The 26722-nt window shown below is 70.5% G+C and carries 22 protein-coding genes, 1 tRNA gene and 1 pseudogene; 11 read left to right on the top strand and 13 right to left on the bottom strand.

Going from position 1 to position 26722, the window contains the following annotated elements:
• Positions 1 to 102 precede the first annotated feature (102 nt).
• Both purD and AC5RUW_RS00260 read left to right on the top strand, forming a co-directional pair.
• Positions 103 to 1413 (top strand): phosphoribosylamine--glycine ligase, encoded by a 1311-nt coding sequence (gene purD, locus AC5RUW_RS00265; RefSeq protein WP_494158835.1) that lies wholly within the window; start codon positions 103 to 105, stop codon positions 1411 to 1413.
• On the top strand, positions 1410 to 2312 hold the full coding sequence (locus AC5RUW_RS00260) for a phosphoribosylaminoimidazolesuccinocarboxamide synthase (RefSeq protein WP_494158834.1): 903 nt from the start codon (positions 1410 to 1412) through the stop codon (positions 2310 to 2312). The genes purD and AC5RUW_RS00260 overlap by 4 nt, the downstream gene beginning before the upstream one ends.
• 129 nt (positions 2313 to 2441) lie before the next feature.
• On the opposite strand, the gene AC5RUW_RS00255 is transcribed toward AC5RUW_RS00260, so the two are convergent.
• The 6 genes from AC5RUW_RS00255 to AC5RUW_RS00230 all read right to left on the bottom strand — a co-directional run bounded on the left by AC5RUW_RS00255 (position 2442) and on the right by AC5RUW_RS00230 (position 10353).
• A complete protein-coding gene (locus tag AC5RUW_RS00255; RefSeq protein ID WP_494158833.1) occupies positions 2442 to 2921 on the bottom strand; it encodes a hypothetical protein in 480 nt (159 codons plus the stop codon).
• Positions 2922 to 3016: 95 nt separating this feature from the next.
• Positions 3017 to 3093, bottom strand: a tRNA-Pro gene (locus tag AC5RUW_RS00250).
• A gap of 144 nt (positions 3094 to 3237) precedes the next feature.
• Positions 3238 to 5034: an ABC transporter ATP-binding protein gene (locus tag AC5RUW_RS00245; protein ID WP_494159536.1), complete on the bottom strand. Its 1797-nt coding sequence runs from the start codon at positions 5032 to 5034 to the stop codon at positions 3238 to 3240.
• A gap of 47 nt (positions 5035 to 5081) precedes the next feature.
• Positions 5082 to 6914, bottom strand: a complete 1833-nt coding sequence (locus tag AC5RUW_RS00240; RefSeq protein ID WP_494158832.1) for an ABC transporter ATP-binding protein — start codon at positions 6912 to 6914, stop codon at positions 5082 to 5084.
• Positions 6915 to 7087: 173 nt separating this feature from the next.
• Positions 7088 to 8053 (bottom strand): metallophosphoesterase, encoded by a 966-nt coding sequence (locus tag AC5RUW_RS00235; protein WP_494159535.1) that lies wholly within the window; start codon positions 8051 to 8053, stop codon positions 7088 to 7090.
• A gap of 2 nt (positions 8054 to 8055) precedes the next feature.
• Positions 8056 to 10353, bottom strand: a complete 2298-nt coding sequence (locus tag AC5RUW_RS00230; RefSeq protein ID WP_494158831.1) for a transglycosylase domain-containing protein — start codon at positions 10351 to 10353, stop codon at positions 8056 to 8058.
• Positions 10354 to 10390: 37 nt separating this feature from the next.
• Here AC5RUW_RS00230 and sp36 point away from each other — a divergent pair, with 37 nt between their 5' ends.
• The 3 genes from sp36 to AC5RUW_RS00215 are packed head-to-tail and all read left to right on the top strand — an operon-like array spanning position 10391 to position 11929.
• A complete protein-coding gene (gene sp36, locus AC5RUW_RS00225; protein ID WP_494158830.1) occupies positions 10391 to 10549 on the top strand; it encodes a Sp36 family protein in 159 nt (52 codons plus the stop codon).
• The gene (locus AC5RUW_RS00220; protein ID WP_494158829.1) at positions 10546 to 11028 is read left to right on the top strand and encodes a RidA family protein; all 483 of its coding nucleotides are present in this window, start codon (positions 10546 to 10548) and stop codon (positions 11026 to 11028) included. The genes sp36 and AC5RUW_RS00220 overlap by 4 nt, the downstream gene beginning before the upstream one ends.
• Entirely contained in the window at positions 11021 to 11929 is a 909-nt protein-coding gene (locus AC5RUW_RS00215) for an NUDIX hydrolase (protein ID WP_494158828.1), read from the top strand. Before AC5RUW_RS00220 ends, AC5RUW_RS00215 begins: the two co-directional genes overlap by 8 nt.
• A 132-nt stretch (positions 11930 to 12061) precedes the next feature.
• On the opposite strand, the gene AC5RUW_RS00210 is transcribed toward AC5RUW_RS00215, so the two are convergent.
• Entirely contained in the window at positions 12062 to 12739 is a 678-nt protein-coding gene (locus tag AC5RUW_RS00210) for a Crp/Fnr family transcriptional regulator (protein WP_494005819.1), read from the bottom strand.
• Between the two features lie 262 nt (positions 12740 to 13001).
• Between AC5RUW_RS00210 and AC5RUW_RS00205 the strand changes: the two genes are divergently transcribed.
• On the top strand, positions 13002 to 14183 hold the full coding sequence (locus AC5RUW_RS00205) for a MarP family serine protease (protein WP_494158827.1): 1182 nt from the start codon (positions 13002 to 13004) through the stop codon (positions 14181 to 14183).
• A gap of 57 nt (positions 14184 to 14240) precedes the next feature.
• On the opposite strand, the gene aroQ is transcribed toward AC5RUW_RS00205, so the two are convergent.
• Both aroQ and AC5RUW_RS00195 read right to left on the bottom strand, forming a co-directional pair.
• Positions 14241 to 14708, bottom strand: coding sequence for a type II 3-dehydroquinate dehydratase (aroQ, locus tag AC5RUW_RS00200; protein WP_494158826.1), 468 nt, complete (start codon positions 14706 to 14708; stop codon positions 14241 to 14243).
• Between the two features lie 8 nt (positions 14709 to 14716).
• A complete protein-coding gene (locus AC5RUW_RS00195; RefSeq protein WP_494158825.1) occupies positions 14717 to 16078 on the bottom strand; it encodes an MFS transporter in 1362 nt (453 codons plus the stop codon).
• 170 nt (positions 16079 to 16248) lie between these two features.
• On the opposite strand from AC5RUW_RS00195, the gene AC5RUW_RS00190 reads away from it, so the two are divergent.
• The gene (locus AC5RUW_RS00190) at positions 16249 to 16671 is read left to right on the top strand and encodes an organic hydroperoxide resistance protein (protein WP_494005815.1); all 423 of its coding nucleotides are present in this window, start codon (positions 16249 to 16251) and stop codon (positions 16669 to 16671) included.
• Between the two features lie 60 nt (positions 16672 to 16731).
• On the opposite strand, the gene acs is transcribed toward AC5RUW_RS00190, so the two are convergent.
• The gene (gene acs, locus AC5RUW_RS00185) at positions 16732 to 18738 is read right to left on the bottom strand and encodes an acetate--CoA ligase (protein ID WP_494158824.1); all 2007 of its coding nucleotides are present in this window, start codon (positions 18736 to 18738) and stop codon (positions 16732 to 16734) included.
• A gap of 258 nt (positions 18739 to 18996) precedes the next feature.
• On the opposite strand from acs, the gene AC5RUW_RS00180 reads away from it, so the two are divergent.
• From AC5RUW_RS00180 to AC5RUW_RS00170, 3 genes are all read left to right on the top strand, one after another.
• Positions 18997 to 20370, top strand: coding sequence for a hypothetical protein (locus AC5RUW_RS00180; protein ID WP_494158823.1), 1374 nt, complete (start codon positions 18997 to 18999; stop codon positions 20368 to 20370).
• Between the two features lie 79 nt (positions 20371 to 20449).
• Complete coding sequence (nth, locus tag AC5RUW_RS00175; RefSeq protein ID WP_494158822.1) at positions 20450 to 21244, top strand: endonuclease III; 795 nt, start codon at positions 20450 to 20452, stop codon at positions 21242 to 21244.
• Positions 21241 to 21936: an NUDIX hydrolase gene (locus tag AC5RUW_RS00170; protein ID WP_494158821.1), complete on the top strand. Its 696-nt coding sequence runs from the start codon at positions 21241 to 21243 to the stop codon at positions 21934 to 21936. The genes nth and AC5RUW_RS00170 overlap by 4 nt, the downstream gene beginning before the upstream one ends.
• 63 nt (positions 21937 to 21999) lie before the next feature.
• On the opposite strand, the gene AC5RUW_RS00165 is transcribed toward AC5RUW_RS00170, so the two are convergent.
• Positions 22000 to 22692 (bottom strand): response regulator transcription factor, encoded by a 693-nt coding sequence (locus AC5RUW_RS00165; protein WP_494158820.1) that lies wholly within the window; start codon positions 22690 to 22692, stop codon positions 22000 to 22002.
• A gap of 416 nt (positions 22693 to 23108) precedes the next feature.
• A pseudogene (locus tag AC5RUW_RS00160) lies at positions 23109 to 23705 on the bottom strand (sensor histidine kinase); the annotation flags it as partial.
• Positions 23706 to 23986: 281 nt separating this feature from the next.
• Here AC5RUW_RS00160 and AC5RUW_RS00155 point away from each other — a divergent pair.
• Entirely contained in the window at positions 23987 to 24895 is a 909-nt protein-coding gene (locus AC5RUW_RS00155; protein ID WP_494158819.1) for a CPBP family intramembrane glutamic endopeptidase, read from the top strand.
• On the opposite strand, the gene AC5RUW_RS00150 is transcribed toward AC5RUW_RS00155, so the two are convergent.
• Complete coding sequence (locus AC5RUW_RS00150; protein ID WP_494158818.1) at positions 24877 to 26640, bottom strand: bifunctional 3'-5' exonuclease/DNA polymerase; 1764 nt, start codon at positions 26638 to 26640, stop codon at positions 24877 to 24879. The two genes, AC5RUW_RS00155 and AC5RUW_RS00150, sit on opposite strands and share 19 nt — an antisense overlap.
• Positions 26641 to 26722: the final 82 nt, after the last annotated feature.

The raw sequence follows: 26722 nt of genomic DNA, 5'->3' as shown, positions 1-26722 counted from the left end.
CCGGTCGCGGCGGGGGAGCACAGGCGGGGTACGCGGCCGGGGGAACGTCATCTACGCAGGCGGCTTTCAGCGCCCGCCCGGCGGTTAGTAGGCTGGCTCACTGTGAAGGTTCTCGTTGTCGGCCCCGGTGGCCGCGAACACGCCATTGTCCGGGCCCTGCTGGCCGACCCCTACGTTGAAGAAGTCCACGCGGCGCCCGGCAACGCCGGCATCGCCGCCGTCGTCCCGGTCCACCCGATCGACGCCTCGGACCCCGCCGCCGTCACGCTGCTGGCCCGCCGGCTGGACGCGGACCTCGTGGTCGTCGGACCGGAGGCCCCGCTGGCTGCCGGCGTGGCGGACGCACTCGCCGCCGCCGGCATTCCGGTGTTCGGGCCCTCGAAGGAGGCCGCCCGGCTGGAGGCATCGAAGTCCTTTGCCAAGCAGGTGATGGCCGCCGCCGGCGTGCCCACCGCCATGGCGCACGTCGCAGCCAACCGCGCCGAAGCCGAAGAGGGCCTGGATATGTTCGGTGCCCCCTATGTGGTCAAGGACGACGGCCTGGCCGCTGGCAAGGGCGTGGTGGTGACCAGCGACCGGGACGAGGCCCTCGCCCACGCCCAGGCGTGCTTCGAGGCCGGCGGCACCGTGGTCATCGAGGAGTTCCTCGACGGCCCCGAGGTCTCCCTGTTCGTCCTCTCCGACGGCCGGCACGCGGTCCCGCTGGCGCCGGCCCAGGACTTCAAGCGCATCTTCGACGGCGACGCCGGCCCCAACACCGGCGGCATGGGCGCCTACTCGCCGCTGGAATGGGTTCCGGAGAACCTCGTCGAGGACGTCATGGCCCGCGTGGCACAGCCGACCATTGACGAGATGGCCGCCCGCGGCATCCCCTTCACCGGGGTGCTCTACTGCGGGCTGGCCCTGACCTCCCGCGGCCTGCGCGTGATCGAGTTCAACGCCCGTTTCGGTGACCCGGAGACCCAGGCCGTGCTGGCACGGCTGAAGACTCCGCTCGGCGGTCTGCTGCTCGCCGCGGCCAAGGGCTCCCTCGACTCCGCGGAACAGCTGCGGTGGGATCCGCGGAGCGCCGTCGCCGTCGTCGTCGCCGCCGAAAACTACCCCGACGCGCCGCGCACCGGGGATCCGATCCTCGGCCTGCCCGAGGCGGAGCTGCTGGAGGGCGTGCACGTGCTGCACGCCGGCACCCGGGAGCAGGACGGGGAAGTGGTCTCGGCCGGCGGGCGGGTGCTCGCCGTCGTCGGCCTGGGCGATGGGCTCGCAGAGGCCCGTGCCCGCGCCTACGCCGGGGTGGAACGGATCGGCCTGGACGGCTCGCAGCACCGCACCGACATTGCCCTGCGGGCCGAGCGCGGCGAGATCACCGTGCCCGGCACCTCCGCGGCCTCCGGCACGGACGGAGCCGACGCATGAGCCTGGACCTGCCGGCACCCGCGCAGCTGCCCGGCTGGCGGCACGTCTATTCCGGCAAGGTCCGCGAACTGTACGTCCCCGAGGATCCGGCGGTCACCGACCGGGTGCTGGTGGTCGCCACCGACCGGATCAGCGCCTACGACCACATCCTGCCCACCCCGATTCCGGACAAGGGACGGATCCTCACCCAGCTGAGCCTGTGGTGGTTCGATCAGCTGGCCGGGGTGCCCAACCACGTTATCAGCGCCGACGACGGCGTGCCCGCCGAGGTGGCCGGGCGGGCCATGATCTGCAAAAAGCTCGACATGTACCCGGTCGAGTGCATTGCCCGCGGCTACCTCACCGGATCCGGGCTGGCCGAGTACCGTGCCGATTCCGCCGTGTGCGGGGTGCCGCTGCCCGGCGGGCTGGTGGACGGTTCGCGGCTGGAGCCGGCGATCTTCACCCCGTCCGCGAAGGCGGAGCAGGGCGAGCACGACGAGAACATCACCTACGACGCCGTCGTGGACACGGTCGGCGCGGAGACGGCGGAGACGCTGCGCTCGCTGACCCTGGACATCTACACCGCAGCGGAGCGGACCGCCCGGGACCGCGGCATCATCCTCGCCGACACCAAGGTGGAGTTCGGCGCCGATCCCGCCACCGGGGCGGTCACCCTGGGCGATGAGGTGCTGACCCCGGATTCCTCCCGGTTCTGGGACGCGGCGCTGTACCGGCCGGGCCAGGCGCAGCCCTCCTTCGACAAGCAGTACGTGCGGGACTGGCTCACCTCGCCCGACTCGGGATGGGACCGGGCCTCCGATACGCCTCCGCCGCCGCTGCCGGACGAGGTGGTGGAGCGGACGCGTGCCCGCTACGTGGAGGCCTACGAGCGGCTGACCGGACGTACCTTCGTCTAGGGGAGGGGCCGGCAGCGGTCGGCGGGCGTAGGCGTCGTCGACGCCGGTGCTCGGGCCCGTCAACACCGGGAACCGTTAACAAGCAGGGGGGCGGCGGCAGCCTGCAGCCGGGGAACGGAACCGGAAGGCTCAGCCTTCGCTGAGCCGCATCCTGATCTCCCGTCCGGTCGGTGTGCCGTCCAGGGTGAAGGCCAGGACCAGGGCGGCGGCGCCGGGCGGCGGCTCGGGGATAAAGGACGAGCTGCCCTCCCAGTCGGTCCCGGTTCCCGCCGCCCGACTGCCGACCCATCGGTACCGGGTGCCGACGTCGTCGGTAATCTGCGCCTTCAGGCGGCCAAGCACCGCTGCTCCGGGCATCTGCGGCGGGTCCCTGGTCTCGGAAGCGGAATCGTGGCGGGTCTCGGCCCAGGCGTACAGGGCCTTCATGAAGGCGTTGTCCCGTCGCATCGTTTCCGGCCCCCGCACCCCGTACAGGCTCACGGTCAGTCCCGGACCGTACCGCTCCAGGCCGGGCGGCAGCTCACCAATGTTCAGGGCGCCGAAACGGACGTCGATTCCGTCGACGGTGGCGACGACGAGATCGCCCGGCGCGGAGATGATGGTGGGCATGCCGGCACCCTAGCGCATTTGCCGGGAAACAGCTGTCAGGGGGGGTGGCTGGGGAAACAAGAAAGGACCCGCTGTTTCCAGCGGATCCTTGATCCTGGTCGGGGTGACAGGATTTGAACCTGCGACCTCGTCGTCCCGAACGACGCGCGCTACCAAGCTGCGCCACACCCCGTGGCAGTTGCCTCCCGCGCCTTGTCGGCCCGCCGAAGCAACTTTACAAATATAGCCGATGCTGCTGCCGAACGCGAAACCGAACGAGGTGCCCTGCGTCACAGCGCGGTACGGCGCGGTCCGGTTCGGGCCTGCCCGGCTCCGCCTAGACCAGGGAGTCCTGCCAGGCGGCCTGGAGGGCGGCGTACCGGCCCTCGCCGCGGATCAGGTCCGCCGGCGTTCCGTCCTCCACCACCCGGCCGCCGTCGAGCACCAGCACCCGGTCCGCGATCTCCACGGTGGACAGGCGGTGCGCGATGATCAGTGCGGTGCGGTTGCCGAGCAGGGTCTGCAGGCCCTGCTGCACCTGCCGTTCGCTGGGGATGTCCAGCGAACTGGTGGCCTCGTCGAGGATCAGCACCACCGGATCGGCCAGGAAGGCACGGGCGAAGCTGATCAGCTGCCGCTGGCCGGCGGAGACGCGTCCGCCGCGCTTGTTGACATCGGTGTCGTAGCCCTGCGGGAGCGCCTCGATGAACTCGTGCGCGCCCACCGCCTGCGCCGCCCGCACGATCTCCTCCCGGGTGGCGTCGGGACGGCCGAGCGCGATGTTCTCCGCCACCGAACCGGAGAAGAGGAACGCCTCCTGGGTGACCATGACGACGGCGCGCCGCAGGTCCCGCTGGGAGAGGCTGCGCAGGTCCACGCCGTCCAGCTGCACGGCTCCTTCGGAGGGGTCGTAGAACCGGGCGATCAGCTTGGCGAGGGTGGACTTGCCGGCCCCGGTGGCGCCGACCAGCGCCACGGTCTGGCCGGCCGGCACGTGCAGGTCCATGCGGGGCAGCACCACCGGTCCGTCCCCGTAGCGGAATTCGACGCCGTCGAACCGGACCTCTCCCGCGGCGTGCGGCAGCTGCACGGGGTGTTTCGGCGGCCGCACGGTGGGCACCTCCTCCAGCAGCCCGGAGACCTTCTCCAGCGCCGCGGAGGCAGACTGGAAGGAGTTGTAGAACATCGCCATCTGGTCCACCGGCTGGAAGAACCGCTTGGAGTACAGCAGCAGGGCCAGCAGCGCGCCCACCTCCAGCCCGCCGTCGAGCACCCGGAAGCCGCCCGCCAGCAGGACGACGGCGACCATCACGTTGCCGATCAGCACCAGGCCGGGCTGGAAGACGCCGTTGAGGTTGATCGAGCGCATGGTTGCCATCCGGTAGTCCTCGGTCAGCTCGTCGTTGCGCTCGGCGTTGGCGCGCTCCCGCCGGAAGGCCTTCACGGCGCGGATGCCGGTCATGGTCTCGATGAAGTGCACGATCAATGCCGCGCTGGCCACCCGCTGGCCCCGATAGGCGATGGCGGAACGCTTCTGGTACCAGCGGGTGAGCAGGTACATGGGCACGAACGCGGCCAGCAGCAGCAGGCCGGTCTGCCAGTCCAGCAGGAAGATGCTCACTGCCGTGAAGAGCATGTACATGGCGCCGGAGGCGAGGGAGCTGATGCCGGAATCGAGCAGCTCCCGCAGCGCCTCCAGGTCCGAGGTCTGCCGGGAAATGATGCGCCCCGACGTGTACTTCTCGTGGAACTCGAGGCTCAGCCGCTGCGTGTGCCGGAACACCCGCAGCCGGAGGTCCAGCAGCATCGCCTGGCTGAGTGCCGCCGTGGCAGCCACGTAACCGGCGGTCAGGACCCCGGCCAGGACGGCGGCGGTCAGATATGCGGCGCCTGCCCCGAGCAGGGGCAGCCGGGCGCCGGCCTGCAACGCAGGCAGGGCGTGGTCGATGCCGAACGCAATGATGGCCGGGCCGGCCACCCGCGCCGCCTGGGACAGCACCACCAGGGTGATGGTGAGCAGGAACCGGGCACGCCGCGGGCGCAGCAGCGAGCCGAGCAAGGCCAGCGACCGACGCCGGACGGCCCGGTTCTGCCCCCGGCTGAGCTCGACGGCGTCCTCCCCGGCGGTGCCCATGGGCGCGGCCGGAGCGGAGGGGCGGGCCGGCCGGAAGCGTACGCGGCTCACAGGCTCGCCCCGTCCTGCTCCGCGTCGGCCAGGGCGGTGTCGAGATCCGCCGGTTCCTCGGGCAGGCTGGCGATCACATAGCGGTAGTGGGCACTGGAGGACAGCAGCTCGGCGTGCGTTCCGACGGCGGTGATCCGCCCGTCCTCCAGCAGGGCGACCCGGTCCGCCAGCGCCACGGTGGAAGGCCGGTGCGCCACGACCAGGGTGGTGGTGTCGGCCAGCACTTCCCGCAGCCGGGTCTCCACCAGCTCTTCGGTCTGCACGTCCAACGCCGAGAGGGGATCATCCAGCACCAGGACTTTGGGCCGGGCGGCGATGGCACGGGCCAGGGCGATGCGCTGGCGCTGCCCGCCGGAGAGGCTCAGCCCCTCCTCACCGATGAGCGTGTCCACCCCGTCCGGCAGGGAGTAGGCGAACCCGGCCTGCGCGACGTCGAGCGCCTCGGCGAGGAGCCGGTCACCGTCCGCCGCGTCCGCCGGGTCGGCTCCGAGCAGCACGTTCTCCCGCACGGAGCTGGAGAACAGGGTCGTGTCCTCAAAGGCGACGGCGGTGATCCGGCGCAGGTCGGCCAGGCGCAGGCGGCGCACATCGATGCCGTCGATCCGGACGGCGCCGCCGGTGACGTCGTAGAGCCGGGGCACCAGCTGCAGGAGCGTCGACTTGCCGCTGCCGGTGACCCCGACCAGCGCCATCGTCTCTCCGGCCCGCAGGGTGAGGTTGACGCCGTCGAGCAGGTTACGACGGTCGCCGCTCTTCCCTGCCTCCGCGTCCGGATAGGCGAAGTGCACCTGGTCGAACGCCAGTTCGCCGCGCACGGCGTCCGGGTCGGCCGGGTGCTCGGGATCGGTGACGGTCCTGCGCGTATCCATGACTTCGTAGTGCCGGTCGATCGCGGTCTTCGCCGTCAGCGTCATGGACAGCAGCATGCCGATCGATTCGACCGGGCCGGCCACCACCGAAGCGGTGGCGAAGAAGGCGACCAGGCCGCCGATGCTCAGCGCGCCGTCGGCCGCCAGGAAGATGCCGAGGACCAGCCCGACGGCGAGGGCCGCCTCCGGAAGCAGCGTGACGACCAGCGAGAACCGGGCCAGCGAACCGGCCCGCACGATTTCGGTCTCCCGCAGTTCCTGGGCCTGTTCCTCGAACCCGTCCAGCGCCTCACGGCTGCGCCCGAAGGCCTTCAGCACCCGGATCCCGTGCACGGATTCCTCGACGGTGGTGGCGAGGTCACCGGCCTGGTCCTGGCTGCGCCGGGTGACCCGGCCGTAGAAGCGGCGGAAACGGAAGCCGTAGAAGATGATCGGCACCGCAGCGGCGAGGAACACCAGGGCCAGCTGCCAGCTGGTGAAGAACATGACCGTGACACCGATGAGGACCGTCAGCGAGGTCACGACCAGCATGATGGCCCCGAAGGCCATCCAGCGGCGCAGCAGGTTCAGGTCGCTCATGGAGCGGGACAGCAGCTGGCCGCTGCCCCACCGGTCATGGAACTCGACCGAGAGGTCCTGCAGGTGGCGGTAGAACCCCCGGCGCATCCGGTTCTCCACCGTCGCCGCCGGGGCGATCACCAGATGGCGGCGCATGGCGACGAACGCGGCCTCCAGGACGCCGAGCAGCAGGACGATTCCGGCCGCGGTCCACAGGGCGGGCACGCTGCCGCCCGGCTCAAGGTAGGAGTTGATGAGCACCCGCAGCACCTGTGGGATGGCCAGCGCCATCAGGCTGGCCCCCAGAGCGCAGAGCAGGCCTAACAGCAGGCGGGACAGGATCGGTTTGAGGTGCGGGTACAGACGTCCAAGCGATTGCCACAAAGTCGTCTGCGCGGGCATGAAACCCCTTCATTGCAAGGCGCCGCACGCTCCGGGTGCAGCAGGTACCGGATCATCCTAGGCCACTTCCTGGCGTCAGCGGCGGGCCCGGGCACTTTTTGGCATCGTCCGAGACTGCTTCGCCGGCGGAACCTGCGCACCGGCCCACCGCGGGCATCCCGCTGCGAAGAGGGTCAGGAAGCGGCGGCCTCACCGCTGCGGGGCTCCAGAGTCAGCAGCACGGCCTCGGGGCGGCAGGCGAACCGGACCGGCGCGAAGCGGGAAGTGCCGATGCCGGCCGAAACGTTCAACGGCACCTCCCGGCCGCGGTGCTCCCACATGGTCAGGCCGCTGGCCCGCCAGGTCGGCAGGTCACAGTTGCTCACCAGGGCTCCGTAACCGGGGATGCAGACCTGGCCGCCGTGCGTGTGCCCGGCCAGGATCAGGTCCGCGCCGTCGTCGGCGAAACGGTCAAGGACCCGCTGGTAGGGGGCGTGCGCCACGCCCACACGCAGGTGCCGGGAGCGGCCCGACGTCGAGCTCCCGGCCGGGAAGCCGACATGCCTGTCCCTGGACAGATGCGGGTCGTCGACGCCGGAGAAGTCCACCCTGGTCTTGCCCAGCACCATCGACAGGCTGCGGTTGGTCAGGTCCAGCCAGCCGGCCCGCCCGAAGGCCAGGAACAGGTCCTCCCAGGGCAGGTCCTTCGGCTGGCGCTGCACCTTGGACGGACCCGTGAAGTAGGTGAACGGGTTCTTCAGCATGGGCGCGTAGTAGTCGTTGGAACCGGGGACGAACACGCCGGGGAACCGCATCAGCGGTTCCAGGGCCTCGAGCAGCGGCGGGACCGCCTCCAGATGGCTCAGGTTGTCACCGGTGTTGACCACGAGGTCCGGCTCAAGGTCCGCCAGCGACTGCAGCCAGCGGACCTTCGCCGCCTGGCCGGGCACGAAGTGGATGTCCGAGAGATGGAGCACCCGCAGCGGCGCGGCGTCCGGAGGAAGCACGGCAACGGTTTCCGACCGGACGCCGAACAGGTTGCGCTCTACCAGCGAACCGTAGGCAAAGGCGGCCGCGCCTGCGCCGAGCAGGCTGCCGGCGGTCCAGGCGGCGGTACGGGTGGTGGAACGAAGGGCGGAACGGGTGGCCTCAGCCGTCAAACTCAATCGTCTCCGCCGTCTCCGCCGTCGTTGTTCCCGCCGCCGCCGTTTCCGCCGCCGTCGTTGTTCCCGCCGCCGTTGTTGTTGCCACCGCCGTTGTTGTTGTTTCCGCCCCCGCCGTTGTTGTTGTCATTGTTGTTGTTGGGCGCGGGGCGGGGCTGGGCCACCTGGCCGATGACGCTGCCCGGAGGGTTGGTGAAGGCGTTGGCCTCATACTGACCCGGGATGCGCTGCATGAAGTTCTTCCAGGACGGCCCGGCGATCAGCGAGCCGTCGATCTCGGGGTAGACCCGGCCGCCGATGAGCTTGTCGCTCATGGTGGTGTTGTTGGCCTTCCAGTTACCGATCCAGGAAGCGGTCGACATGCCGGTCGTGTACCCCATGAACCAGGTCTGGGACCGCTCATCGTTGGTACCGGTCTTGCCTCCGACCGGAACGCCGATCTGCAGGTTGTAACCGGAGCCGTTGGTCATCACGCGCTGGGTGGCGTAGTTGACGCCCTGCGCGACCTCCTTCTTCATGACCTGCTCGCACTGCTGCTCCGGCACCGGGAACTCCCGGCCGTCGGCAGCCGTGACCGAGGTCAGGGCACGCGGCTCGCACTTCAGGCCCTCGGCGGCCAGGGTGGCGAAGCCGGTGGCCATGGACAGCGGCGAGGCGTCACCGCCGCCGCCGAAGGTCGACGGCGGATCCACGGACAGCATCTGCCGCTCACCGTCCGCGCCCTTGCCGTTGTGGATGCCCGCCTGGAAGGCCAGCTGCTGGAAGGAACAGAGGTCCAGCTGGTTGATCTCGGCGAGCGTGATGGTGTTCAGCGAGTTCGCCAGGCCATCCAGCACGGTGGTGGTCTTGTAGTTGGTGTCGCCGTAGTTGATGGGCGTCCACGCCTCGGGCGTGACGTAACGGCCGCCCGGCAGGCAGCTGGCATTCCACGTGTGTCCCGGCGGGTAGGTCCGCTTGCGTCCGTCCAGCGAGGTGTTCAGGGTCTTGCCCGCATCGAGCCAGGCCGCCACGGTGAAGGGCTTGTAGGTGGAGCCGGGCTGGAAACCGCCCAAGCCGTTCAGCGGCTTGTTCGGGTCACCGTTCTGGTTGACGTCAACGTTGAAGTTCTGCACCGAGTTGCCCTGGACATTCGTATCCGGGTTGTAGCGCGTGTTCTGCGCCATCATCAGGATGTTGCCGGTTCCCGGTTCCACGGAGACCATGGCGTGGCCGATCTCGCCGTCGGTGGTGTCCGGGTTGGCGGTCTCGTTGATGGCCTCCTGGGCAGCCGCCTGGATGTTGGAGTTCAGGGTGGTGTTGATCGTCAGGCCGCCGCGCAGCAGCAGCTTCCGGCGCTCCTCGCGGGTTGCGCCGAAGTTCTCGTCGTTCTCGATCAGCGCCTGAACATAGTCGCAGAAGTAGGGGGCCTGCGCCGCTCCCACGCAGTTGCTGGGCACCGGTGTGGGGGTGATCCCCAAATCGGAGGCGACCGCGGCGTCGTATTCGGCCTGGTCGATCCGGCCCTTGTCCAGCATGGCGCCCAGCACCAGGTTCCGTCGCTCGATGGCCCGCTCCGGGTAGGCCTCCGGGCTGTAGTAGGTGGGCCCGTTCACCAGGCCGGCCAGCATGGCCGACTGCTGGACGTTCAGGTCCTTGGCGTCGACGTTGTAGAAGTAGCGGGCCGCTGCCTGCACACCGTACGTGGTGCCGCTGAAAGGCACGATGTTGAAGTAGCCTTCAAGGATTTCCTCCTTGCTCAGCTCCTTCTCGACGGCGATGGCAAGCTTGATCTCACGCAGCTTGTCGCCCACGGTCTTGTTGCCGCTGAGGACATAGTCCTCACCGTTCTGCCGGGCGGTATCGATGATCACGTTGTTCACGTACTGCATCGTGATGGTGGAGGCACCGCGGCTGGTGTCGCTTGTGGCGTTGGACACCAGCGCCGAGGCGATGCCCTGCAGGTCCACGCCGCCGTGCTCGTAGAACCGGTCGTCCTCGATCGCGAGGATGGCGTCGACCATGTTTTCCGACACCTGGTCCAGGGTCACCGGCTGGCGGTTCTCCTCGTACAGGGTGGCGATCAGTGCGCCGTCGTTCGCGTAGATCTTGGACGGCTGGGCGAGTGCCCCGCGTTCCAGTTCGGCCGGAAGCTGGTCGAAGAACTGCAGCGAACCGGAGGCGGCGGTGCCGGCAGCGGCCGCGACGGGCACCATGAGACCGGCGGCAAGGACGCCGCACAGGGCGCTGACACCGAAGAAGGCAACCAGCTTTCCGAGCGTCGTCGCCGTGTCGAAAAACGGGGATTTGCGTGAGGCCATGCGCCCCAGTCTACAAGCACGCGTTACCCTGTCAGCTATGAGCAAATGGGAATACTTCATCACTCCGCTGCCCCTTCACACTCCGGGCCAGGTGCTGAACATGCACGGTGACGAGGGGTGGGAGCTGGTGCAGATCGCTCCGGCACCCAACGGCACCGGCTCGGTGGCCTACATGAAGCGGGAAAAGGCCGCGTGAGCGAACTAACGGGAGCCGTGTCCGCGGTCGAGGCCCGCCTGCAGGAGCTGGGCCACACCCTGCCCGGCGTGGCGGCACCGGTGGCCGCCTATGTTCCCGCGGTCGTGAGCGGCAGCCATGTGTTTACCTCCGGGCAGCTGCCCTTCGTCGGCGGGGCCCTGCCGGCCACCGGCAAGGTGGGCGCTTCGGTGTCCCCGGAGCAGGCGAAGGACCTCGCGGCCCTGTGCGCGATCAACGCCCTCGCCGCGATCAAGGACCGGATCGGCGACCTGGACCGGATCACCCGGATCGTGAAGGTCACCGGATTCGTCTCCTCCGATCCGTCCTTTACCGGCCAGCCCGCGGTCATCAACGGCGCGTCCGAACTGCTCGGCAGCGTGTTCGGCGAGGCCGGAGCGCACGCCCGCTCCGCCGTCGGCGTCGCGGTCCTGCCGCTGGACGCGCCGGTGGAAGTGGAAGTGACCGCGGAGTTTGTCTAATTCAGCCGTCCGGCTCTTTCCCGTCGCGCCCGATCAGCGCGGAGCTGCCGAGAGCTGGCTCGAGGACCCGGACCGCGCGCCGCGCCGGCCGCGGCCGGCCTCGTCCGTGGTCCTGGTGCGTGACTCGCCGCAAGGGCCGCTGACCTATCTGGCTTACCGGCCCGGTGAGTCGCCGCTGGGGCGGGTCGCCTTCCCCGGCGGAAGTGTTGAACCGGGCGACGACGACGCTGTGGGCTGGTTCGGGCCGGAACCGGCCCAGTGGGCGCGCACCATGGGGCTGGAGGACCACCACACCGCACGCCGCCACGTGGTGGCCGCCATCCGCGAGCTGTTCGAGGAAACCGGCATCCTGCTGGCGGGCCGGGACGGCTCCTCCCTGCTGGAAGGCAACGGCGGGCCGGACTGGATGGCCGCCCGCACGGCCATCGCCTCCCGGGACGCGAACTTCCTGGACCTGCTGAACCGCCGTGGCCTGGGCCTGCGCACCGACCTGCTGCGGCCGCTGTCCTACTGGCAGAGCCCGGACTTCGCCCTGCGCCGCTTCGAGACCCGCTACTTCGCCGCGGTCGCGCCCATGGGCCAGGAGGCGTCGCTGCTGGAGGGTAAGGGCGTCTGGGGCCGCTGGGTGGCGGCCGCCGACCTGGTCGCCGCGGCCGACACATCCGCGCTGGGCGATGAGATCGGGCGGCCCGATACACAGGGCCTCACCCTGGGCGAGCTGACCGTGCCCGCCGTAGGCCTGATGCTGGAGAAGATTGCCGCCTCGCGCAGCTGCATCGCCTATCTGTCCAAGCGCCGGGCCCCGGAGCCGTTCCGGCCCGAGCTGGTGGAGGTGGACGGCGAGCTGAGGCTGGCGGTCCGCACCCCGCGCAGCGAGGACGCAGGCCGCCGGGAACGCTGAGCCTGCCGGAGCCCTGGACCGCCTCGCCGGCAGCAGGATCGTTAACGGCGGCGGGCCCGGACCGAAGTCCGGGCCCGCCGCCGTCACCGCGTCCGGCGCATAAGGCCGGATCTCACATCGGTGTCGGAAAAATCAGCGCGAGCGCTGGCGCAGCCGCTGCACGTCAAGGATGACGACGGCGCGTGCTTCCAGGCGCAGCCAGCCGCGCTGCACGAACTCGGCCAGGGCCTTGTTCACGGTCTCGCGCGAGGCGCCGACCAGCTGGGCCAGCTCCTCCTGCGTGAGTTCGTGTGCCACAAGGATGCCGTCGGTGGCGGGGCGGCCGAACCGGTCAGCCAGGTCCAGCAGGGCCTTGGCCACGCGGCCGGGAACGTCGGAGAACACCAGGTCCGCGAGGGACTCGTTGGTGCGGCGGAGCCGGCGGGCCAGGGCCTGCAGCAGCTGCACCGACACCTCGGGACGGGACTGCAGCAGCTGGCGCAGGTTCTCGTGACGCAGCCCGGCCAGGCGGGTCTCGGAGACCGCCGTCGCCGTGGCGTTGCGCGGGCTCGGGTCGAACAGGGCCATTTCGCCGAAGAGCTCACCGGGGCCCAGGATGGCCAGCAGGTTCTCCCGGCCGTCGGGGGAGGTGCGGCCCAGCTTGATCTTTCCGGACACGATGAAATACAGCTGGTCGCCCTGGTCCCCCTCGCGGAAGACCGAAGCCCCGCGGGAGAGGTCGACTTCGGTCAGCTCCTCGGTCAGAGCGGCGAAGACATCGTCTCCCAGTGAGGCGAACAACGGCGCGCGGCGCAGTACCTCGATATCCATGAAATCTCCTGTAAATAGTTGTCTCTTCTATTATCTTGCCGCACCTGGGGTCGATGTCACACCTGCACCGGCTTTGTTCGCCATTGGATGAGAAAACCGCGCAGTGACGAGCCTCCGGCGGCCGGCCGGGCCCGTGGCGCGGCCCTGCGAAGCCCTGCCGGGCCGATCCGGCGGCTGCGGAAGCGGGGGAGGGCCGGGATAGACTCGTGGATCATCGGCCGGAACCCGATCGGCCGCGGCAGACCCCCCATTGGAGCTGTTTGTGCTCGACCTGACCGTCCTTGACATCATCCTGCTCCTGCTGCTGCTCTCCTACCTGGTGGCCGGGCTGCGCAAGGGCCTGATGGTGACGCTGGGCGGGCTGCTGGGGTTCCTCGCCGGCGGAGTGGCTGCGTTCTTCGCGGTGCCGTTCGTCTCGGCCTGGGTGCCGGATCCGACCTGGCGCATGGTCGTGGTCCTCGCGGTGGCCGTGGTGCTGGTCATCGGCGGCCACGCCGCCGGAGCAGCCCTGGGATCCGGGCTGCGCCGCTGGCTGAGCTTCCGCCCCCTGCGGGGCCTGGACCGTGCGCTCGGCGGGGTGCTGAACCTTGGCGTTGCCGCCCTGGTGATGTCCATCCTGGCCTTCAGCCTGACCACCCTGGGCATGCCTGCGGTCTCGCAGCAGATCGCCTCATCCCGCGTGCTGGGCACCATTGACCGCCTCACGCCCGAGCCGGTGGACCGGTGGACCGCGCAGCTGCGCTCGTTCACCCTCTCGGACGGGCTGCCCACCATCCTGGACAGCGCCGCCCCGCAGCAGGTGGAGGTTCCGGCCGGCATCCCGGACACCGAGGGGCTGCGCAGCTCCTCAGCCTCCGTCCTGAAGATCACCGGCACGGCCTTCCAATGCGGGCAGAACCAGACCGGCAGCGGGTTTGTGGTGTCCGACGAACGCGTGGTGACCAACGCGCATGTGGTGGCCGGGGTCGACGAACCCGTGGTGCAGCTGCTTTCCGGCGGAGCGCTGCCGGCACGGGTGGTCCACTTCGATGCCGCCCGCGACCTCGCGGTGCTTGCCGTGGACGGATTGTCGGCGGATCCCATTCCGCTCGGCACCGACCTCGCCCGCGGCGATACCGCCGCCTTTGCCGGCTATCCGGCCGGCGGCCCGTTCCGGCTCCAGGGCGCCGGCGTGGAGGCGCTGTCCGACATCATCGTCCGTGACATCTACGGCGCCGACCCCAAGCCGGTGCAGGTCTACACCCTCGCCGCCAACGTGCAGCAGGGCAATTCCGGCGGACCGCTGCTGGATACCGAGGGCCGCGCCGTCGGGGTCATCTTCGCGAAGACCACCGGCGACCAGCCGATCGGCTACGCACTCTCGGCCGCGGAGCTCGCCCCGCTGGTGCAGGCCGCGCCGGGCTACGCCCAGCCCGTGTCCGCGGGGGAGTGCACCAGCCGCTGACCGGGCGTCGGCTGCCTGCGACGGAGGCCGGACTGGGCCGGAGGCCTGGCGGAGTGCCTAGCCGGCGGCCGCTTCCTGCAGCTTCGAGGCCAGGAACTGCACCGCCATCCGGTAGCCGTGCCGGCCGGCGCCGGCGATGACGGCCTCCGCCACCGGGGAGACGTAGGAGTGGTGGCGGAATTCCTCGCGCCGGTGGATGTTGCTCAGGTGCACCTCGACCACCGGCAGCCCGACTCCGGCCAGGGCGTCGCGGATGGCCACCGAGGTGTGCGTGTAGGCTGCGGGGTTGATGACGATGCCGGCGGCCTTCCCGCGGGCTGCGTGGATGGCCTCGATCAGCGCGCCTTCATGGTTGGACTGGAAGCACTCCACGTTCCAGCCCAGTTCCCGTGCCGCGTCTTCGGCGGTGGCCTCCAGGTCCGCCAGGGTGTCGGTGCCGTAGACGGCGGGTTCCCGGGTGCCGAGCAGGTTCAGGTTCGGGCCGTTCAGGATGAGCAGGGTACGGGCGGAATCAGCAGCGTTCATGCTTACCACTATGCCGCAGAAGCCTCCTGCGTCACGGAACGGGTGCGGCTCATCCGGGCGGCCCCTGCGGCGCCGGCCAGCGTGATGAGGCTCATCAGGGCCAGGACGACGCCGGGGTGCCACCAGGCGCTGCCGGTCAGGTCGGCGAACAGCGCAGTGGCCGAGGGCGTGAAGCCGGCGGCGATGCCGGCGAAGCTGTAGGCCAGGGACATGGCGGTGAAGCTGGTGCGGGCCGGGAAGAGGTCGGCCATCAGCCCGCCGAGCGCCGCCCAGGCGGCCGTGGGGGCGATGCCGCCGATGAGGATGGTCAGGATGTACAGCGGGCGGTCGGCGATGCTGATCAGGTAGTACAGCGGGAAGGAGATCAGGGCCGTGGCCACGGCCCCTCCGGCCACGACGCGGGCTGAACCGATCCGCGTGGCCAGCCAGCCGAAGGCCGGGATGGTGGCCAGCTGCAGGACCGAGCCGACCAGGGCGGCATTGAGCACGGTGTTCTGCGACAGGCCCAGGACCTCCACGCCGTAGGACTGCGTGTAGGTGGTCATGAGGAAGTAGGAGCCGATGCCCAGCAGGGACGCGGCGACGGCGGTCAGGACGGCCAGCGGCTGGCTGCGCAGCACGTCCAGCAGCGGGATGCGGGCCACCTGGTGCCGGTTCTCGACCTGCTTGAAGACCGGTGTCTCGTCGATGGCGACCCGCAGGTAGATGGCGATGGCCATGAACGGGAAGGCCAGCAGGAACGGGATGCGCCACAGCCCGGCCTCCACGGCCTCCGGGGAGGCCAGGGCCAGAACCAGGAAGGTGCCGCTGACCATGATGGTGCCCACGGGGGAGCCGATCTGCGGAATGGCCGCATAGAGGGCCCTGCGCCGCGGCGGCGCATATTCGGTGGCGATGAGGACCGCCCCTCCCCATTCTCCGCCGACGGCCAGCCCCTGGAGGAGCCGCAGGACCGTCAGCAGCACGGGAGCCCAGGCGCCGATGACGCCGTAGTCCGGCAGCAGGCCGATAAGGCCGGTGGCGGTGCCCATCAGGACGATGGTCCAGATCAGCGCCTTCTTGCGCCCGATCCGGTCACCGATGTGGCCGAAGAGCACGGCCCCGACCGGCCGCGCCACGAAGCCCATGCCCAGGCTCAGGAAGGCCAGCAGGGTGCCGGTGAGCGGATCGACGTCGGGAAAGAAGATCCGGTTGAGCACCAGTGCCGCAGCCGTGCCGAACACGTAGAAGTCATAGGACTCCAGGGCCGTGCCGATGAACGAGGCCGCGGCGACCTTGCGGGCCGTCCGGGCATCCGGCGCCGGGACGGCAGGTGCCGACGAAGCGGCGTCGGGAGCGGGGGAGGAACCTGGGGCGGGGGAGATGGACACGAAAGCTGATTCTGCTCTGCGGGGCGCTGCGGCGCCAGCATGTGTGACGCGTGCAACGATTCTTTCCGCCGGGGCACCGCTCGGGCGGGGGTGCGGCTGCGGGCGGCGGGGAATAGCCGGGCCGGAGGATGGTTACACCTGACACTGTCCCCGAACAATGGAGGAACCCCATGAGCGCTTTGTACACCGCGGTCGCAACCGCCGTCGGCGACGGACGCAACGGCGAGGCCCGCACCAGCGACGGCCAGGTCGCCGTCGACCTCGCCGTGCCCAAGGAGATGGGTGGCGCCGGCGGCGCCACCAACCCGGAGCAGCTCTTCGCCCTGGGCTATGCGGCCTGTTTCCACTCCGCCCTCAAGCTCGCCGCCCGCGAGGCCAAGGCGGACATTGCCGACAGCGCCATCACCGCGGAGGTGAGCATCCACCCCGTGGACGGCGGGGGCTTCCAGCTCTCCGTGGCCCTGCATGCCGAGATGTCCGGAGTGGACCAGGGCACCGCGGACAAGCTGGTCGCCCGCGCGCATGAGGTGTGCCCCTACTCCAATGCGACCCGCGGCAACATCGAGGTGGAGGTCGACGCCGTCGTCGGCTGACCCTGCACGGCAAAAGGTGCGCGTCCCCAGACGGGGGCGCGCACCTTTTGTGCGTTTGCTCTACTTCTTCAGCGACTCCGCGATCTGCTGCATCACGGTGTTGTCGGCCAGCGTGCTCGCGTCGCCGGCCTCGCGGCCCTCCGCGACGTCCTTGAGCAGTCGGCGCATGATCTTCCCGGAGCGGGTCTTGGGCAGCTCCGGGACCACCAGGATGTTCCGAGGCTTGGCGATCGGGCCGATCTCGCTGCCGACGTGGTTGCGCAGCGTGGTGACGATGTCCGGGTCCTCCTTGGCGCTGCCGCGCAGGATCACGAACGCCACCACGGCCTCACCGGTGGTCTCGTCGGCGGCGCCGACGACGGCGGCCTCCGCCACCGACGGATGGGACACCAGCGCCGATTCGATCTCGGTCGTGGACAGGCGGTGCCCGGAGACGTTCATGACGTCGTCCACCCGGCCCAGCAGCCAGATGTCGCCGTCCTCGTCCTTCTTCGCGCCGTCGCCGGCGAAGTACATGCCGTCAAAGCGGGACCAGTAGGTGTCCTTGAAGCGCTGCGGGTCGCCCCAGATGCCGCGCAGCATGGACGGCCACGGCTCCCGGATGACCAGGAAGCCGCCGGAGCCGTCCGGCACCGATTCGCCCATCTCGTCGACCACGTCCACGCTGATCCCGGGCACCGGAACCTGCGCCGAGCCGGGCTTGGTGGCCGTGACGCCGGGCAGCGGAGCGATCATGTGCGCCCCGGTCTCGGTCTGCCACCAGGTGTCCACGATCGGCGCCGGATGCTCCTTCTTGCCGCCGTTGGCGCCGATGACCGTCCGGTACCACATCCACGCTTCGGGGTTGATCGGCTCGCCCACGGTGCCCAGCACGCGCAGGGAATCCAGGTCGAACCTGCCCGGAATGTCCCGGCCCCACTTCATGCAGGTGCGGATCGCCGTCGGCGCCGTGTACAGGATGGAGACCTTGTACTTTTCCACGAGCTCCCACCAGCGGCCCTGGTGCGGGGTGTCCGGGGTGCCCTCGTAGATCAGCTGGGTGGCGCCGTTGACCAGCGGGGCGTAGGCCACGTAGCTGTGGCCCGTCACCCAGCCGATGTCGGCGGTGCACCAGTAGACGTCGGTCTCGGGATGCAGGTCGAAGGTGTTCCGGTGCGTGAAGGCGGTCTGCGCCAGGTACCCGCCGGTGGTGTGGAGGATGCCCTTGGGTTTGCCGGTGGTGCCGGAGGTGTACAGGATGAACAGCGGGTGCTCGGAGTCGTGGCCGACGGCGGTGTGCTCGGCGCTCGCGGACTCCACGACGTCGTGCCACCACACGTCGCGGCCCTCGGTCCACTCCACCGGCTGTTCGTTGCGGCGCACCACCAGCACGTGCTCGACACTGTGGCCGTCCTTGGCCAGGGACGCGTCGACGGCGGGCTTCAGTGCGCTGGGCTTGCCGCGGCGGTAGCTGCCGTCGGCGGTGACCACCAGCTTGGCCTCAGCGTCGTCGATGCGGCTGCGCAGCGCTTCCGCGGAGAACCCGCCGAAGACCACCGAGTGCACGGCGCCGATCCGGGCGCAGGCCAGCATGGTGATGACCGCTTCGGGAATCATCGGCAGGTACACGGCCACCCGGTCGCCCTTGGCCACGCCCAGGGACTCGAAGGCGTTCGCGGCCCTCTTCACGGCTTCGGTCAGCTGCGCGTAGGTGTAGGTACGGGTGTCGCCGGGCTCGCCTTCGAAGTAAATGGCCACCCGGTCGCCGTTGCCGGCTTCGACATGGCGGTCCAGGGCGTTGTACGCGGCGTTGACCTTGCCGCCGACGAACCACTTGGCGAACGGGGCATCGGACCAGTCGAGGGTCTGGTTGAAATCCTCGTCCCAGGTCAGCAGCTCCCGGGCCTGCCGTGCCCAGAACTCGGGGCCTTCCGCAGCGGCCTCTTCATAGAGGGAGGCCTTGCCCACGGCGTTCTCGGTGAACTGCTGGCTGGGCGGAAAGCTGCGCCGTTCATGCATGAGGTTCTCGAGGGCGTCACCGTGGCGCTTCGTGGAGGCTTCCTGCCCGGCGGGGGGATTCACAGACATCTTTGGCCCTTTCTCGACGTGTCCAATGCGTGCGGCGGACGCCTGGGCGTCCACCGGCTTGGCTTCCACACTATCGCCGACCTGTGGTGGCGGTCACACACAGGGCCGTCAGCGGGGGTAAACGTGCGGTGAGCGGTAGCCGCCCGGCCCGCCCCGGCCCGCGCGCCGTGCCCCGCCTCGGCTAGTGTGTGTTCCCTGCGTTGATTAGGCTGTTGAGGGACTCAACCGCGTCATCGCAGGGTCGGAACGGAGAGCAGCATGAACCAGCCCCAGGTCGGGAACGAAGGCAGGAACGACGCCGCCGCGCGCGCGGCGGCCCCTCAGCAGAAAGACGGCGCGGCCGGCGGCACTGCCGTGCTCGGCCCCTTCAGCCTGCGGGAGCTGGTGGTCTTCGGAGCGCTGCTCGTGATCCTGGTCGCTTCCCTGGTGCCCTTCGGGATCCGCCGCGGCGAACTGTTCGGAGCCAACATCTGGAACACGGGATCGGTGTTCTTCCTGGGCATCGGCGTCCTGGTGCCCTTGGCCGTGGGAGCGCTCTTCGCGGCCCGGCGGCTGAGTCCGGGCACCAAACTCAGGGTGGGTTCCCTGTCGCTGGACCAGTTTGCCTCGGTCAGCGCCGTGCTGTGCCTGATCTACTTCCTGGTCCAGTTCTCGGTTTTCCTGAGCGCGTCCCTGTTCATCTGCCTGCTCGGTGCGCTGGTGTTCTTCGCCGCGACCACGCTGGCCCCCCATATCCCGGGTTTCTCGGCCGACTTCGCCGGGCGCGCCGAGGTTCCGGCGAATCGGGTCGCGCGTGACGCCGCCCCGCTGGCCCGCAAGCCCAAGGCGCCTGCCGCCACCGGACAGCCCGGACAGCCCGGGACACCCGCCGGCGTCGGGCACCCGGACCCCCGGACGTCCGGGCGGACGGGCGCTCCGGCAGCCGGATTCCAGGGCGTGCCCGCGGGCCGCGGTTCGGCCGACGGCGCCGCCGCTGCCGCCGGTGCCGGTGCCGCCGCGGCGGCCGGGGCCGGCGTCGGAGCCGCCGAAGCCGGACAGGCCATCCACCCGTCCGGCACCCAGTCGCCGCAGCAGGCCGGTGCCTCCGCGCCGGCGTCGAACACCGCCGCAGCCGCACCGGAACCGGCGGCACAGGCCACGTCCGACCGCGGCGGATCCGCACCCGCGGACGCCGACCGCGCCGGATCGGCACCGGCGGACACCCGCCGCAGCGAGGCTGAAGCCGGAGTGCCGGCCGGCGCCGGGCACCCCGAAGTGAGCGGCGGCGACGTCGCCGACGGCCGTACCGAGGGTGCCGCCACGGTCCAGGCCGGCCGCGAGGAACCCCTGCCCGCCACGACCGCCAACCCGGTGGTGGAGAACGCCGCCGCCCATCCGCGCACGGAATCGATCAGCGCGGTCCGCGACGAGAACGAACCTGTGGTCGAGGCGTTCTGGTTCGCCGTGGGCACGCCCCGGCAGATCGTCGACGAGCGCACCGGGCTGCCGCTGTTCATGTTCTACCCCGGAGACTGGGAGCTGGGCCTGGAGGACCGCGGGCATGAGTTCCTGGTCCAGGACAAGCGCACCGGCCGCATCGGCGTCCTGCGGGACCTGAGCAACATCGAACGCGTGTCCAGCGACGACAATTAAAGGCCCCGGGGCAGGGCTGCCCCAGGCGCCGGAGAACAGAACGGCGGCCCGGCCGCTGACCGAACAAAGGAAGACCCGCGTGGCAAAGGCCTGGGGACAGGAAACGGAACTGGCGCGCAAGCGCCGGGCCCGCCGCATCAACCGGCTGCTGGCCGAGCTGTACCCGTACGCCGTGGCCGAGCTGGATTTCACGAACCCCTATGAGCTGCTGGTGGCCACCGTGCTCTCCGCACAGACCACCGATGTGCGGGTGAACATGGTCACCCCCACGCTGTTCGCCCGCTATCCGGACCCGCGGGCGCTGGCGGAGGCCGACGAGGTGGAGCTGCAGGAGCTGATCCGCCCCACCGGGTTCTTCCGGGCCAAGGCGACGAACCTCCTGGCCCTCGCCAACCGGCTGGTCGACGAGTACGACGGCGAGGTGCCGGGCCGGCTCGAGGACCTGGTCACCCTCCCCGGGGTGGGCCGCAAGACGGCGAACGTGGTGCTGGGCAACGCCTTCGGGGTGCCCGGCATCACCGTCGACACCCACTTCGGGCGGCTCTCGCGCCGCTTCGGCTGGACGCAGTCCACGGACCCGGTGCAGATCGAGCAGGACGTCGCCGAGCTGTTCGAGCCGAAGGACTGGACCATGCTCTCGCACCGGGTCGTCTTCCATGGACGGCGGGTCTGCCACGCCCGAAAACCCGCATGCGGGGCGTGCGCCGTCGCGCAGCTGTGCCCGTCCTACGGCGAAGGCGAGACCGATCCCGACAAGGCCCGGAAACTGCTCAAGTACGAGCTGGCCCCCGGACGCGAGGACCTGTACCAACGAATGATGGCCGCCGAGACCCGGGCCCAGCTGCGGGCCGCCGGCTTCAGCCTCGACGCATGAGCGCCCGCGTACAGCTTGAGGCGCTGGCCGCCGCCGCGCGGGACTGGACTCCGGGCTCCGGATCGGACCTGGACGTGGCGCTGGAGCAGATGCGCCGCAGCGTGGACCCGGAGCGGGCGCGCCGTGCGGCGGTGCTGATCCTGTTCGGCGTCCTGGACGACCGCCCGGCCGATTTCTCCGGCTCGGCGGCGCCGGCTGACCTCGACGTCCTGCTGGTCGAGCGTGCCGCGACCCTGAACTCCCATCCCGGGCAGGTGGCCTTTCCCGGCGGCGGCGTGGATCCGGGCGACGACGGGTCCGCCGGCGCCGCGCTGCGCGAGGCGGAGGAGGAAACCGGCCTGGATCCGGCCGGTGTGCGGGTGCTGGGCCTGCTGCCCGAGATGGGCCTTCCGGTGAGCAACTTCCTGGTGACCCCGGTGCTGGCCTGGTGGGAGAAACCCACCGCGGTGGACGTGGTCGACTACGCGGAGTCGGCACAGGTGTTCCGGGTCCCGGTGGCGGACCTGCTGGATCCCGCGAACCGGCGCACCGCCGTCGTCCGGCGCGGGCGGATGGTCCACCGCACCCCGGCGTTCACCGTGAACGGGGTGCTGGTGTGGGGGTTCACCGGGATGATCCTTGACGCGCTGCTGGACCGGCTGGGCTGGACCCTGCCCTGGGACAGCTCGCTGGAGATCGAGCCGCCGCTGTAGCGGGGTGTCCGTGGCGCCGGGCCTACGGCCGCACAGGCCACCGTGCCCGAACGCGGCGCCGAACTAGCCGTCGGGGCGCCCGGCGTGGCCCGGAACCGCGGCCTCGCCTGCGTCCAGGACAGCGACCGCCAGCTGCACCCGGTTCGTCACGTCCAGCTTCGCAAAGGCGCCGGCGATGTGCGTTTTGACAGTGGCGATGCTCAGGAACAGCTCGCTGCTGATTTCAGTGTTGGTGAGTCCGCGGGAGACGGCGTAGGCAACCTCGCGCTCCCGCTCGGTCAGCACTGCCAGCCGATCCTCCCGGGCCGGAGCAGCCGGCAGGGCTCCTGCAGCGGCGACGGCGACGATGCGGCGCAGGACCTCGGGTGAGAAGCGCAGGTCATCGCGCGCGGCCGCGCGGACCGCTGAGACCATTTCCTCCGGGGCGGCGTCCTTGAGCAGGAATCCGCTGGCGCCGGCCCGAAGGGCGCCCAGGATGAAGTCATCCGTGTCGAAGGCTGTCAGGACGACGACGCGCGGGGCCTCCGCGGCGGACCTGATGCGCGACGTGGCTTCCACACCGTCCAGGACGGGCATGCGGATATCCATGAGGACAACGTCGGGCTTCTGTTCAGCGGCCACCCGGACCGCCGCTTCGCCGTTTGCCGCCTCTCCGATGACCGTCAGGTCCGGCGCCCCGCCGAGGATGAGCTGCAGCCCGGCGCGGACCAGCGGCTCGTCGTCGACGACCAGGACGCGCAGCACCGGCCCGCTCACCACGGCACCCGCACCGTTGTCGTGTAGCTTCCGTTCTCCGGCCCCGACTCCAGGGACCCGCCGGACAGTCGTGCCCGCTCGGCCAGGCCGATCAGCCCCATGCCTCCGGAAGCGTGGGCCGGAGGCGAGGTGAGCGGGTTGCTCACCGTTACCGAGATTCCGCGGCCGGGCCGCCCGGCCAGCACCACGCTGACGGGAGAGCCGGGGGCGTGCTTGCGGGCATTCGTGAGGCACTCCTGCACCGCGCGGTAGAGATGGCGGGAGGTGGCGTCGGCGAGGCCGTGCGCTTCCGGGTCCCGGAGAGCAGGGTCAATGCTCAGGTCCACCTGTGCGCCGGCGGAGCGTGCCGCATCCACCAGGGCGGGAATGGACTGCACATCGGGTTGGGGAACCGCTTCCGCGGCCTCCTCCCGGAGCACATTCAGCACGGCACGCAGCTCCTCGGAGGCCTTGTGCGCGGTCTCGCGAAGTGTTCCGGCCGTGGAACGGATGATTTCCGGGTCCAGATCGGTGCGGTATTCCAGGGCACCGGCGTGCATGGAGACCAGGCTCAGACGGTGGGCCAGGGTGTCATGCATTTCCCGGGCGATCCGGGTCCGTTCGGCCAGCCGGGCCTTTTCCTCTCGGATTCCGTGCTCCCGACGGGCGCTTTCGGCCTCGTGCCGCAGCGACAGCACCAGCGCCCGCCGGGCGCCGCGGTTGAGCCCGATCAGGACCAGGACCAGGAGCATGGCGAGCCCCAGGGCCCCGGCGGCCCATGGTGAGACCTCCGGGTCGGGGAAAAGCAGCAGGTCGACGGCGATGGCCGCTGTGAAGACGGCGACCGCCGTCGCCAGTTCCCGCGGCCGGCGCAGCGCGGCGATTTCGATGAGGGCGAGGCAGCCGGCGGGGAACGCCAGGACCGACAGCGACGCCATGGCGACGACCGCCACTCCGGCCCCGAAAGGCGCCCGCGTCAGTGCGAACGGGAGGAGCACGAGGGCGGCCGTCCCGAGCAGCAAATCAATGAGCATAAGGCCCAGGAACGGCAGGGGATCCGGATCCTCCAGCGAGATCTCCATGCCGCGCACCACCAAGAATGCCAACAGGCCGGTCATGGCAGCGGCGGCGGTCAAACCCACCACCTGGAGGGTCCCGCGGCGCAACGGATCGTGTGGCATTGCATCAACGCTAGCCAGAGCCGGGTGCGGTCGGCAATCAGCCAAAAGCATGAAACAGATCCAGCCTTTCGGCAGGCCGGCTGCATCCGCCTGGCCGAAGCGGTGGTGCGCGGTGCACGGGCACGCTGGACACCATGTATTCATCGCAGCTCCCCCCGCTTCCGTTCCACCGCCTGGCCCGGGCTGAACCGAACCACCGGTGGTGGCGGCCGCTCACCACCGTGTTGACCGCGCTCCTGGTGTATCTGGGCCTGGGCTTGGCCGTGATGGTGGCGCTGATGGTCCTGGGCGTACTGGTGCCGGCGGTGGGCGCCGCGTTGGATCAGGCGATGGCCGCCGAGATGGACCTCGCCCACCCGGGCCAGCTGGCATTCCTGCTTGGCACTGTCATTTTGATGTGGCCTGCAGTGGTGCTGGGTGTCCGCTGGGGCGGCGGGCGTCCGCCGGGCCGGCTGTCATCGGTGACCGGGCGGCTGCGGTGGAGCCTGCTCGGGCGGTTCTCGGCCCTGGCGGCAGCGTTGTTCGTTCCCATCTACGGCGCGGGCCTGCTGGTTCCCGGGATTGCTCAGCCGGCCGATCCGGAAACGAACGCCTCCTGGTCCTTGCTGTTCGTGGTCCTGGCGCTGGTGCCGTTTCAGGCCGCGGCGGAGGAGTATGCGTTCCGGGGCCTGCTGATGCAGGTCATCGGATCCTGGCTGCGGCATCCGGCGTTCGCCATCCTGCTGCCGGTTCCGCTGTTCGTCATCGGACACGACTACGGCCTCGTCGGCCAGATCGATGTGGCCGCGTTCGCCGTGGCGGCAGGCTGGGCTACTTGGCGGACCGGGGGACTGGAAGCCGCCGTCGCCCTGCATGTAGTCAACAACGTCGGGGTGCTGGGCCTGGGCGCGGCCGGCCTCCTCGATCCGAACGCAACGGATCTGGCTCCGGCCGGCCTCCTGTTCAGCTTGGTGTTCCTCGGCGGCTACTGCCTGATGATCCGGCGGTGGTTTCCCGCTCCGGCAAGAGGCTGCGCCGCGGAGACCTACTTGGCGTCCGCGTAGGAATCGACGATGACGGTCTGCACCGGAAATTCCAGCGGGATCCGGCCGAACAGCAGCGACGTCGCCTCAGCTGCGGCTGCCTGCACCGCAGCTGCCGCCTCCTCGGCGCGGTCCGCCGGAACGTGCAGCATGACCTCGTCATGCAGGAAGAACACCAGCTCCCCGGCCGGCCGCCCGTCCGCCGAGGCCGCGCGAAGGCGGCGCCGGATGCCGGCCAGCCAGCACAGCGCCCACTCCGCGGCACTGGCCTGGACCACGAAGTTGCGGGTGAACCGTCCCCGGGACCGGGCGAGGGAGTCCGCCCGCCTCTGTTCCTCGGCGCTTGCCGTCCGCTGAGCCGCCACCCAGCGTTCGGATGCCGGCGGGCAGCCGCGGCCGAGATGGCTGGCCACGGTGCCGCCGGCCTCGCCGGTGCGTGCTGCCTGTTCCACGACGCCGATCGCCCGGGGATAGGCGCGGGTCAGCACCGGCATGAGGCGCCCGGCCTCTCCGCTGGTGGCGCCGTACATGGCCCCCAGCATCGCCATCTTTGCCTTGCCCCGGTCACCGCCGAAGCCCTGGTCCGCGATGCCCTGATACAGGTCCTGCCCGCGTGCGGCGGCTGCCAGGTCGTCGTCCTGCCCCAATGCCGCGAGCACCCGCGGCTCCAGCTGGGCGGCGTCGGCCACTACCAGCCGGTGGCCGGGGTCGGGGCGGACGGCGTCACGCACCTCCTTGGGAATCTGCAGCGCACCGCCACCACGGGAGGCCCAGCGACCGGAGACGACGCCGCCCACCACGTACTCGGTGCGGAACCGGTCCTCGTGCACCCACGCATCCAGCCAGTGCCAGCCGTTGGCGGCGAGCAGCCGGGCGAGCTTCTTGTAGCGCAGCAGCGGTTCGATGGCGAGGTGGTTGTGCTGCTGCAGTTCCCAGGAGCGGGTGCTGCGCACCTCGATTCCGGCCCGGTGCAGGGCACGAATCAGCTCCTGAGGGGAATCCGGATTCAGCCGTGGGCTGCCCAGCGCCGCGCGCAGCTGCTCCACCAGGGATTCCAGCTCGCGGGGGCGCAGGCCCTCGGGCGGGCGCGGGCCGAGCTGTTCCTCGAGCATGGCCTCGTGCAGGCTCCGCCGCCACGGAATTCCGGCGTGCTCCATCTCGGCAGCGACCAGCCCGCCGGCCGACTCCGCGGCGCACAGCAGGGCGAGCCGTTGCCGGGAGGGGGAACCGGCGATGGCGGCAAGCTGCTCGGTCAGCTCGGACGCCATTGCCTCCGTGTCCGGGCCGGGAGCCGGGGCGTCGGCGCCAAGCAGCCCCGCGTCATCGAACAGCGAACCCTGGTCCGGGCTGACCCGGGCCGGCGGCACGGAGCGCGGCAACAGCTCCGGCTGATCCTCGTCCGGCGCCTCAGCCCGCAGCTTCTCCACATAGGGGGTGGCCGCGGCGGCCGGTGAGAAACGCAGGATGCCACGCACCAGGGCCAGGTCATGGCAGCGTTCCACCCGCAGCCCGGCGGCGAGCAGCGGCGCGTAGGCCGCCCGGCTGCCTTCCCAGACCCAGCGGGCGCCGGCGGCTTCGAAGTGCGCGACGGCGGCCGCCAGCTGCTCGGGTGCCACGGTACGGGCCTCGCCGATGGGCTGACCGTGCTCGTCCGCCGGCTGAAGCACGACCGGCTGCGCTGCGGGCCCAGGAGGCGCCGACGCCGGATGGCCGGCCGCCCGGGCGGCACGGCGGTCCACGGTGCCGGGGGCGAGGAGAACGTACATGCCTCCATTGTCCCTGCCTGCCGTGCCACGGCAGGGAAGGACTCTTCGGGCTGCTGCCGTCCTCCACAGCAGCGGCTGCCTT

The organism is Arthrobacter sp. Y3222053, assembly GCF_059092805.1.
This window is presented reverse-complemented; position numbering and strand designations above follow the sequence as displayed.

Bases quoted from the DNA above. Each gene is read 5' to 3' on its own strand.
- AC5RUW_RS00255 (WP_494158833.1), bottom strand. From the start codon at position 2,921: ATGCCCACCATCATCTCCGCGCCGGGCGATCTCGTCGTCGCCACCGTC.
- AC5RUW_RS00180 (WP_494158823.1), top strand. From the start codon at position 18,997: ATGAACCAGCCCCAGGTCGGGAACGAAGGCAGGAACGACGCCGCCGCG.
- AC5RUW_RS00190 (WP_494005815.1), top strand. From the start codon at position 16,249: ATGAGCGCTTTGTACACCGCGGTCGCAACCGCCGTCGGCGACGGACGC.
- AC5RUW_RS00260 (WP_494158834.1), top strand. From the start codon at position 1,410: ATGAGCCTGGACCTGCCGGCACCCGCGCAGCTGCCCGGCTGGCGGCAC.
- AC5RUW_RS00155 (WP_494158819.1), top strand. From the start codon at position 23,987: ATGTATTCATCGCAGCTCCCCCCGCTTCCGTTCCACCGCCTGGCCCGG.
- sp36 (WP_494158830.1), top strand. From the start codon at position 10,391: ATGAGCAAATGGGAATACTTCATCACTCCGCTGCCCCTTCACACTCCG.
- AC5RUW_RS00245 (WP_494159536.1), bottom strand. From the start codon at position 5,034: ATGGGCACCGCCGGGGAGGACGCCGTCGAGCTCAGCCGGGGGCAGAAC.
- AC5RUW_RS00210 (WP_494005819.1), bottom strand. From the start codon at position 12,739: ATGGATATCGAGGTACTGCGCCGCGCGCCGTTGTTCGCCTCACTGGGA.
- AC5RUW_RS00170 (WP_494158821.1), top strand. From the start codon at position 21,241: ATGAGCGCCCGCGTACAGCTTGAGGCGCTGGCCGCCGCCGCGCGGGAC.
- AC5RUW_RS00230 (WP_494158831.1), bottom strand. From the start codon at position 10,353: ATGGCCTCACGCAAATCCCCGTTTTTCGACACGGCGACGACGCTCGGA.
- aroQ (WP_494158826.1), bottom strand. From the start codon at position 14,708: ATGAACGCTGCTGATTCCGCCCGTACCCTGCTCATCCTGAACGGCCCG.
- acs (WP_494158824.1), bottom strand. From the start codon at position 18,738: ATGTCTGTGAATCCCCCCGCCGGGCAGGAAGCCTCCACGAAGCGCCAC.
- AC5RUW_RS00150 (WP_494158818.1), bottom strand. From the start codon at position 26,640: ATGTACGTTCTCCTCGCCCCCGGCACCGTGGACCGCCGTGCCGCCCGG.
- AC5RUW_RS00240 (WP_494158832.1), bottom strand. From the start codon at position 6,914: ATGCCCGCGCAGACGACTTTGTGGCAATCGCTTGGACGTCTGTACCCG.